Origin of the sequence: Brevibacterium samyangense, from assembly GCF_039529845.1 — a bacterium.
GTDB lineage: Bacteria > Actinomycetota > Actinomycetes > Actinomycetales > Brevibacteriaceae > Brevibacterium > Brevibacterium samyangense.
This window is the reverse complement of the sequence record NZ_BAAANO010000045.1, coordinates 1-986: the sequence shown is the minus strand read 5'-3', so window position 1 is coordinate 986 and position 986 is coordinate 1. Positions and strand designations below refer to the sequence as shown.

At 60.8% G+C, this 986-nt stretch carries 1 protein-coding gene; it reads left to right on the top strand.

Going from position 1 to position 986, the window contains the following annotated elements:
- Positions 1 to 39: 39 nt before the first annotated feature.
- A partial coding sequence (nrdF, locus tag ABD172_RS15180; protein ID WP_344311047.1) for a class 1b ribonucleoside-diphosphate reductase subunit beta occupies positions 40 to 986 on the top strand: 947 nt, incomplete at its 3' end.

The following is a 986-nucleotide window of genomic DNA, read 5'->3' as shown; positions in this document are numbered from 1 at the left end:
CGCTCACGCAGCATCGTTCAACAGGAGAAACCGACTCTCATGAGTGAGAAACTCAAGCTCGTGTCCCACGTCGACGCGATCAACTGGAACCGTATCCAGGACGACGTCGACGCCGAGGTGTGGGATCGCCTCACCGCCAACTTCTGGCTTCCGGAGAAGGTGCCGCTGTCCAACGACATCCAGTCGTGGAACACGCTCACCCCGGAGGAGAAGACGCTCACCATGCGCGTCTTCACCGGACTCACCCTGCTCGACACCATCCAGGGAACCGTCGGTGCGGTCTCGCTCATCCCGGACGCGATCACCCCGCACGAGGAAGCGGTGTACACGAACATCGCGTTCATGGAGTCGGTGCACGCGAAGTCGTACTCGTCGATCTTCTCGACCCTCTCGGACACGAAGCAGATCGACGACGCCTTCCGGTGGTCGACGGAGAACCAGAACCTCCAGCGCAAGGCGGACATCGTCCTCAAGTACTACCGCGGGGACGAACCGCTCAAGCGCAAGGTCGCTTCGACCCTCCTCGAGTCGTTCCTCTTCTACTCCGGCTTCTACCTGCCGATGTACTGGTCCTCGCACGCCAAGCTCACGAACACGGCGGACCTCATCCGCCTCATCATCCGTGACGAGGCGGTGCACGGGTACTACATCGGGTACAAGTTCCAGCGCGGACTGGAGACCCTCTCCGAGGAGAAGAAGCAGGAACTCAAGGACTACACCTTCGAGCTTCTCTTCGAGCTGTACGAGAACGAGGTGCAGTACACCCACGATCTCTACGACTCGGTCGGGCTGGCGGAGGACGTGAAGAAGTTCCTCCACTACAACGCGAACAAGGCCCTCATGAACCTCGGTTACGAGGCCATGTTCCCGTCGACGGTCACGGACGTGAACCCGGCGATCCTCTCGGCGCTCTCCCCGAACGCCGATGAGAACCATGACTTCTTCTCGGGCTCCGGCTCGTCCTACGTGATCGGCAAGGCCGAGAA